Source organism: Acinetobacter sp. P8-3-8 (assembly GCF_000214135.1).
Taxonomy (GTDB): Bacteria; Pseudomonadota; Gammaproteobacteria; order Pseudomonadales; family Moraxellaceae; genus Acinetobacter.
Genome location: NZ_AFIE01000040.1, coordinates 26,203 through 33,714 on the forward strand (window position 1 = coordinate 26,203; position 7,512 = coordinate 33,714).

The 7,512-nt window shown below is 37.4% G+C and carries 5 protein-coding genes and 1 tRNA gene; 4 read left to right on the forward strand and 2 right to left on the reverse strand.

Translation table 11 applies throughout. From position 1 onward, the window contains the following. Positions 1 to 21: 21 nt before the first annotated feature. The 4 genes from yccS to GGG_RS0114330 all read left to right on the forward strand — a co-directional run bounded on the left by yccS (position 22) and on the right by GGG_RS0114330 (position 6,751). Positions 22 to 2,196, forward strand: coding sequence for a YccS family putative transporter (gene yccS / locus GGG_RS0114315; RefSeq protein WP_010116053.1), 2,175 nt, complete (start codon positions 22 to 24; stop codon positions 2,194 to 2,196). Positions 2,197 to 2,295: 99 nt separating this feature from the next. Then, complete coding sequence (locus GGG_RS0114320; RefSeq protein WP_010116055.1) at positions 2,296 to 2,856, forward strand: SdpI family protein; 561 nt, start codon at positions 2,296 to 2,298, stop codon at positions 2,854 to 2,856. A 168-nt stretch (positions 2,857 to 3,024) separates the two neighbouring features. Further along, positions 3,025 to 5,733 carry a sulfite reductase flavoprotein subunit alpha gene (locus GGG_RS0114325; protein WP_010116056.1) on the forward strand — a complete coding sequence of 903 codons (2,709 nt, stop codon included), beginning with the start codon at positions 3,025 to 3,027 and terminating at the stop codon, positions 5,731 to 5,733. A gap of 232 nt (positions 5,734 to 5,965) precedes the next feature. Continuing rightward, positions 5,966 to 6,751: a YdcF family protein gene (locus GGG_RS0114330; RefSeq protein ID WP_010116058.1), complete on the forward strand. Its 786-nt coding sequence runs from the start codon at positions 5,966 to 5,968 to the stop codon at positions 6,749 to 6,751. Positions 6,752 to 6,792: 41 nt separating this feature from the next. Here the strand turns inward: GGG_RS0114330 and GGG_RS0114335 are convergent, their stop codons facing one another. Continuing rightward, the gene (locus GGG_RS0114335; protein WP_010116059.1) at positions 6,793 to 7,263 is read right to left on the reverse strand and encodes a DUF2750 domain-containing protein; all 471 of its coding nucleotides are present in this window, start codon (positions 7,261 to 7,263) and stop codon (positions 6,793 to 6,795) included. Between the two features lie 74 nt (positions 7,264 to 7,337). Further along, positions 7,338 to 7,413, reverse strand: a tRNA-Val gene (locus GGG_RS0114340). Positions 7,414 to 7,512 lie beyond the last annotated feature (99 nt).

The following is a 7,512-nucleotide window of genomic DNA, read 5'->3' on the forward strand; positions in this document are numbered from 1 at the left end:
TTGATTAAATAAGGATTTCCTTTGAAGACTTGGTTGTTAAAACTGCTGAAAACCACCTATAACACAAGTTTTATGTACAACTTGCGAATGATCATTGCCTTCTCAGGTACAGCTTTTGTCCCTTATTTTATGGGAAATCAATTGATGACTATTCCTTTGACCTTAGGTGTGCTTGCCGCAGGTTTAAGTGATATCGATGATCGCTTTTCAGTCCGTCTTCAAAATCTGTTGTACACCTATATTGGTTTTTTTATTACCGCAACGTCCGTTACCCTGCTTTTTCCTTACCCGATTATCTTTGCAATAGGATTGATTGTATCTTGTATCGGCTGGATTTTATTGGGCTCTTTAGGGCGTCGTTATGCCACGATTTCTTACGGATGTCTGGTGATTTCTGTATATTCAATGCTCGGTGTACATATATTTGATCAATGGTATATGCAGCCGAGTTTATTGGTCATTGGTGCCGCTTGGTACGGCCTCATTTCAACCATTAGTTTTCTACTGTTTCCAGTTCGCCAAGTCCAAGACAAGTTATCGCAATGTTATGCAGCGCTCGGTGATTTTCTATTTTCAAAGTCAAATTTGTTTGATGTTGATATGACTGCAAGCAGCTACCAACAAAGTATGATTAGTTTGTCCTTGGAAAATGGTCAATTGATTACTATTTTCAACGAGATGCGTACAGCTCTACTTACCCGTTTAAAAGGTGATAGAGGTCAACGTGATACGCGTCGTAGCTTACAGTATTATTTTGTTGCCCAAGATATTCATGAACGTGCCGATTCTGCACATATTGATTATCAAAAATTAGCTAAACTATTTGAACACAGCGATATTTTATTTCGCTTTCAGCGTGTGCTGTCATTACAAGGTAAAGCATGTAAAGACCTAAGCGATAATATTCTGCATCGCACCACTTATCGACATAATACTCGTTTTGAACATGCTTTTAAAAATCTACGCTCGTCTTTAGACAAATTAAAACAAGAAGAAAAATATGATCTAATTTGGATCAATGCATTGTTTTCACTGTACCAAAATCTGAAATCCATTGATGCACAGTTACGCAATCTCGAAACTGAACGTCATATTACCTCTGACCAAAGTAAACATATTGAGCACCAACTTAAAGATGATGATCTAAAAGGTTGGGATGATATTGTGATTCGGATTAAACAAAATTTAACCCCTGAATCTGTTCTGTTTAGACATGCGATTCGTGTATCAATTGTGCTTTTCATTGGTTATGTTTTTATTCAAATGACCAATATTGAATATGGTTACTGGATTCTACTAACTGCACTCTTTGTCAGCCAGCCTAATTTTAATGCCACGAAACGTCGATTACGTTTAAGAATTATCGGTACGCTTGCTGGCATTATTTTAGGCTATGCGATTTTATACTTTGTGCCATCCATCGAAGGGCAATTGTTATTACTGGTACTCAGTGGTGTATTGTTCTTCGACTTACGCAGTAAACAGTATGCACAAGCCACTGCATTCGTCACGATTTTAGCCTTAATTAATTTTAATCTTGATGGGCTAGGTTTTGATGCAGGTCTGCCTCGCATGATTGATACCATCATTGGCTGTGCTTTAGCATGGTTTGGTGTGAGTTTTATTTTCCCAGACTGGAAATTCCGTCGCCTACCAAGAACAATCCAACGTTCATTCGAAGCACAATGTAATTATTTAGCTGAAGTCGTGAATCAATATCATCATGGTCGAAACAATGCTTTGAATTATCGAATTGTTCGTCGCGCTGCACATAATACCGATGCAGATGTTGCTTCTTTGATTTCAACTTTAGCCACTGAACCTGATTTTGATCCAAGTCAAAAGAGTTTGGCATTTGAATTTTTGTGTTTAAATCATACATTTATTAGCTATATTGCTGCTTTGGGTGCGCATCGGGCGCAAATTCAAGATCAAGAAATCTTAAATTTGATGGATCAAGCTTTAGATGATATTCGTGGTGCTTTATTAAGAGATGAAACACCTGATTTGACTGCACATAATATGTTGCAGAACATTCGGACTCGTTTAAATCAGTCTGAACTTGATCAGTCTAAATCTTTGATTATTCTTCAACAATTATCGCTTATGTTTAGTATTTTAGACCAATTAAGGACATTAAAACAAAATTTAAGCCATGCACGTGATGAACATTCAACTGAATTGGCTTCTTTATAAATGTGTATAAAATTTGCTTCGTTATTTGGTACAATACGCGCACTAAATCTGAGGATTTAGTGCTAAACTCTGACTAGATTTATACACACTACTGACACTATGACTGCCAAGAATATTTACGCTTATACTTTACAACCTGTTCCGTACGAAGTTTCGGAAGCTGAACAACGTAGCGCTCAACTCGCAATTTGGCGTAGTACCAATAAAATTGGAATGAAAACTTGGGCGATTATAGGCGTAGTTGTAGCGCTGGCTTTGTTGGGTCTTATTTTCATTAAGAATTATTCAACCATTATTTTCTGGGTATTGCTTGCAGGTGTAGCGATTTACTTACTTGTCCGTAAATTCGGTCTTGAATGGTATGTCAAACGCAAAATGAATGAATTTCCAGTTCAGGAAATTAAAGGCATCAAACTGGGTGTACAACCAAGTGGTATTGTTATGCGTCAACAAATGGGCGCACAAGAAGGTGTTGGAACCATCGGTTGGAATGATATTTACGAATGGTATAATACACCTGAATTCATGCTGGTTAACTTCAAAGTGAAAGGTCAACAAGGCGCTTATATCCTTCCTAAACGTATGGATAGTCGTAACTTCCCTTTTGCAACTGTGCGTAAACATCTACAAGAAGTTGTTGGCGATGCTAAAACGCTATAAAAGTTAATTTTTCTAAAAAACCTCCAATCGTGGAGGTTTTTTTATATTTCACTACAAAACTTTAATAAAAATGATAATGAGAATAAATATTATCTGCAAAATCCATCTTATCTGCTAAATCTTCAGCTATAATTTGCCAATCAAAATTACATTTCCTCTTCCACGACCATGTTTAAAAAGACATTTTTCCAAATACATTGGTTCTTAGGGATTACAGCAGGATTAATCCTTTCCATTATGGGGGTTACTGGTGCTATTTATTCTTATGAACAACCTATTCAAAAATGGTTAAATCCAGCGAGTTTTACTGTTCAAGTTGAAAATAGAGCAAAACTGACACCTGCTGAAATTTATCAACATTTCCAGACAGAAAGTCCAGAAACCAAAATCAACAGTATTACCATTGCAAAAGCACCTGATGAATCTTCTAGCATCAATATCGTGAAAGAAGGTGCGCGCAAAGGTTATACCATGATGATTAACCCATACACAGCGCAAGTTTTACCCGAGGTCAAAGGCAAAGCATTTTTCCAATTTGTACAACAGTTACATCGTAATTTGACGGCTGGCGAAGTCGGTAAGCAAATTACTGGTGCAAGTACATTGATGCTGATTTTCTTTGTATTGAGCGGTTTGTATTTACGTTGGCCGAAAAAGCATTCTTTTAAACAATGGTTTGTGATTAAACCTAAACTTAAAGGGCGTAACTTCCTTTGGGATTTACATGCTGTTGTTGGAACTTGGGTGGTTATTTTCTACTTAATCCTTGCCTGCACAGGTTTATATTGGTCTTATGACTGGTGGCGCAATGGTATGTTCAAGGTATTGGGGGTAGAAAGACCTCAACCTGAAATGCAAGCTGGACGTGGTGAAGTAAATCAACGCCCGCAAGGCAATCGTGCAGAAGGACAACGTGATGCTGGAAACCGTGGCGAAGGTCGTGGTGATTCTGCACGTGGCGAAAAGCAACCTAATGGTGATAATTCAAATCGTGGTGAGCAAATCGGTGCTGAAAGTCGAGAGCGCGGTGTTGAAGGCCGAGAACGTGGCGACAAACAAGGTTTAAAACCTGAGCAAATTCAATTAGCACTCACGCAAACATGGAGTGGCTTTAACACTCAGATTAAACGTGACTACTCTGCCCTCACCGTTTCTATTCCTAAAAAAGCGGATGGTAAAGTTGAAGTTTCTTTTGTGGATGCAATTCCTCAACATGAACGTGCTCGTAACAAAGCAGTTTATAATTATCAAAGTGCTCAACTCGAAAAAATAGAATTATACGAAGATAAAAAGCTCAATGAGAAAATCATGAGTAGCATGCTTCCTGTGCACCGTGGCAGTTTCTTTGGCCCTATTTATCAGTTCATTGTCATGCTTGCTGCATTGGCGATGCCATTATTCTTTGTTACAGGTTGGATGCTTTATTTAAAACGTCGTAAACAAAAAAAGCTGACTTTAGCAGCCAAACAAACGACTTCCGCGGTACAAATTGATCCAAATGCAACACCTTGGCTAATCACTTATGCATCTCAAACAGGTGTGTCTGAACAATTGGCTTGGCGTACATCAAGTAGTTTACAAGAGGCACATCAACCAACAACAGTAAAAGCAGTACAGCAATTAACAGTTGATGATTTAAGACAAGCCAAACAAATTCTTTTTGTTGCAAGTACTTATGGTACTGGTGACTCTCCAGACCTTGCATCAAGTTTTGAGAAAAAGCTCATGGCACAGTCATTGGATCTTGCTCATTTAAAATATGCTGTTTTGGCATTGGGCTCGCAAGACTATCCGGATTCTTACTGTAGTTTTGGACATCGTATTGATCAGTGGTTAAAGCAATCTGGCGCTCAGCAATTATTCGCAACCATTGAAGTGAATAATGCCAATAATGACGATATTCAAAAGTGGAATACAGCCTTAGCACAAGCTACGCATCTTGAACTTAAAGGCATGTCGATTGAAAAAACCTTTGATCAATGGAAACTCACGAAACGTGAATTATTAAATCCAAACAGTATGGGTGCGCCTGCCTTTAATATTGAACTTCAAGCGCCTTATGATGCCAATTGGCAAGCTGGTGATATTGCCGAGATTCAAACAGGTAACAGTGCAGATCGTATTCAATTATTTTTGGATCAACAGCAAATTCAAGCTGAAACACCAGTAGCTTCATTGAATCAAACCATTCAACAAGCACTCTGGGATCGTGATTTGACTGTAGCAGTGACATCATTTTCAAGTATGGAAGATTTACTTGAACAATTACCTACCCTGCCGACACGTGAATATTCAATTGCCAGTATTCCAACACAGCAAGTTTTACGTTTGGTCATTCGTCAGCAACGCAATGAACAGGGTGAGCTTGGACTCGGTTCAGGTTGGCTCACAGAACATATTGCATTACGTGATCAAGTTTCTTTGCGGATTCGAACCAATGAGTCCTTCCATTTAATTTCAGATAATCGTCCTATTATTTGTATTGGTAATGGTACGGGGATCGCTGGGCTCATGAGTTTAATCCATGCCCGTGTTCGTTTGGATTACACAGATAATTGGCTTATTTTTGGTGAACGCCAACAAGCCAATGACTTTTTCTTTAAAGACACTGTTCAAGCTTGGCAAAACACAGCAATGCTTAAACGTATTGATTTAGCTTTTTCACGAGATCAGGCTGAAAAAATCTATGTACACCATAAGTTACGTGATCATGCTGAAGCGCTAAAAGCTTGGGTAGAGAATGATGCCGTGATTTATGTCTGTGGTAGTATTCAAGGTATGGCGAGTGATGTAGAACAAGCCTTAGTTGATATCCTAGGGCAAAGTACCGTAGATCAATTGCGTTTAGATGGTCGTTATCGTCGTGATGTTTATTAATTGTTTTTAAATACATTTTTAATCAACTTATCGATTTAATAACCAAATAACCAATAGACCGAGCCAAAGTGCTCGGTCTATTCTTTTAAGCCTCACCTTTTCAGCGCTGCTTTTAGTCCTGCTTTTTAGTTTTGACTTTAAGACTAGAATGTTTTGAAAATATGATTTCTTTACAAATCATCATGTGGTTTCAGTTTAAAATAATAAAATAGTTAAATACCTTTAGATTCATATGAATAAAAACAAGTTATTGCGATCGATCCTTTTTATCCTCGGTTTTTTACTTTTTCTTGATGGATTCATTCTCATTTTATATAAAAAAATCCACTTGGGAACAATCTTACCACTGTTGATCGGTTTGGTTTTCTGTGTGACTGCATTATGGATTAAACAAATTTCTAATTTTTTAGCGCAGCATTCAACATTAAAAAAGATTTGGTCTTTTGGTTGGATCGCTTTTGGAATTTGGTTGATTAGCCTATTTGCATTTTTTACTTATATTCAGCTTAAATCCAGTCAAAATCAGCAAATTGAAAATGTTGAAGCGATTATTGTATTAGGTAGCGGTATCAGCCAAGGTAAAGCATCTCCTACACTAGCGAAGCGTTTAGACACCGCTGGTGAAATTGCAAAACAGCAACCGCAGACATTGATTATTGTCAGTGGTGGGCTGGATTATGGTGAAGTAAAAACTGAAGCTGAAATCATGTCTAGCTATTTACAACAGTATGCACAGATTCAAGAAAAACGTATTCTGCAAGAAAATCAAAGCACCAGTACCGATTTAAACCTGAAAAATAGCCAAAAGATTTTAACAGCGCATAAACTTGGCTTAAATTCTAAAATTGCGATTGTGACCAGTGATTTCCACACGCTTCGCGCAGGTGCAATTGCCCACAAACAAGGCTATAGCAACTTTATCACTGTCGGCGCTGAAACACCGATTTCTACGCGCTATAACGCATGGTTGAGAGAATATTTTGCCTACATCAGCGGATGGGTATTCGGTGAGTATTAAAACTCACCTGAGTTTAAAATGGTGAACAATAAATAGTTTCACTACATTTTATTGATACGAATCTTACGAGGTAAAGGTAGATTCACATTATTTCGAAACAGTTCAGGCTGGGTTGTATAAAGTTGATATAAATAATTTTTCATATCAATTAAAAACTTACTTCCTGCAACCAATACATTTTGCCCTTCGGGCGTTAAATTGATGGATAATAAAGTATTATTTTCAATAATAAATGGAATCATTTGGTCTAAAAAAGGGATTAAATCAATCTCTTGGAGTGTATAACGACTCCAATTATCTTTAATTAATAACTGAGCTAAACTTTTACTTTGCCAAACAGCTAAAGATTGCTGACCTGTCGGCGTTGAACACAATGCCCAACCTTCATCATAAAGTGCATATAACTTAGTTTGAGAGACAATCGTTTCTACAAAAATTTTATATTGATCAATTGCTTGAGCTGGCCCTTTCTGAATCGAAGAAGCTGCTTTACGTTGATAAGGATTTCTCATATTGATGTTTAATTTTTAAAATAATTATAGTGTGATTGTATAGAAATATATTGAATGAATAAAGAGATAGAATATGGTGGGCGCTGACGGGATCGAACCGCCGACATTCTGCTTGTAAGGCAGACGCTCTACCAACTGAGCTAAGCGCCCTGAGGATAGCTATAAAGTGCGTTAAGAATATTAGAGAGATCTAAAATACGCTGAAACTTTATAAACTTAATTTTCTAATTGTCTTGATCTCAGGAATCA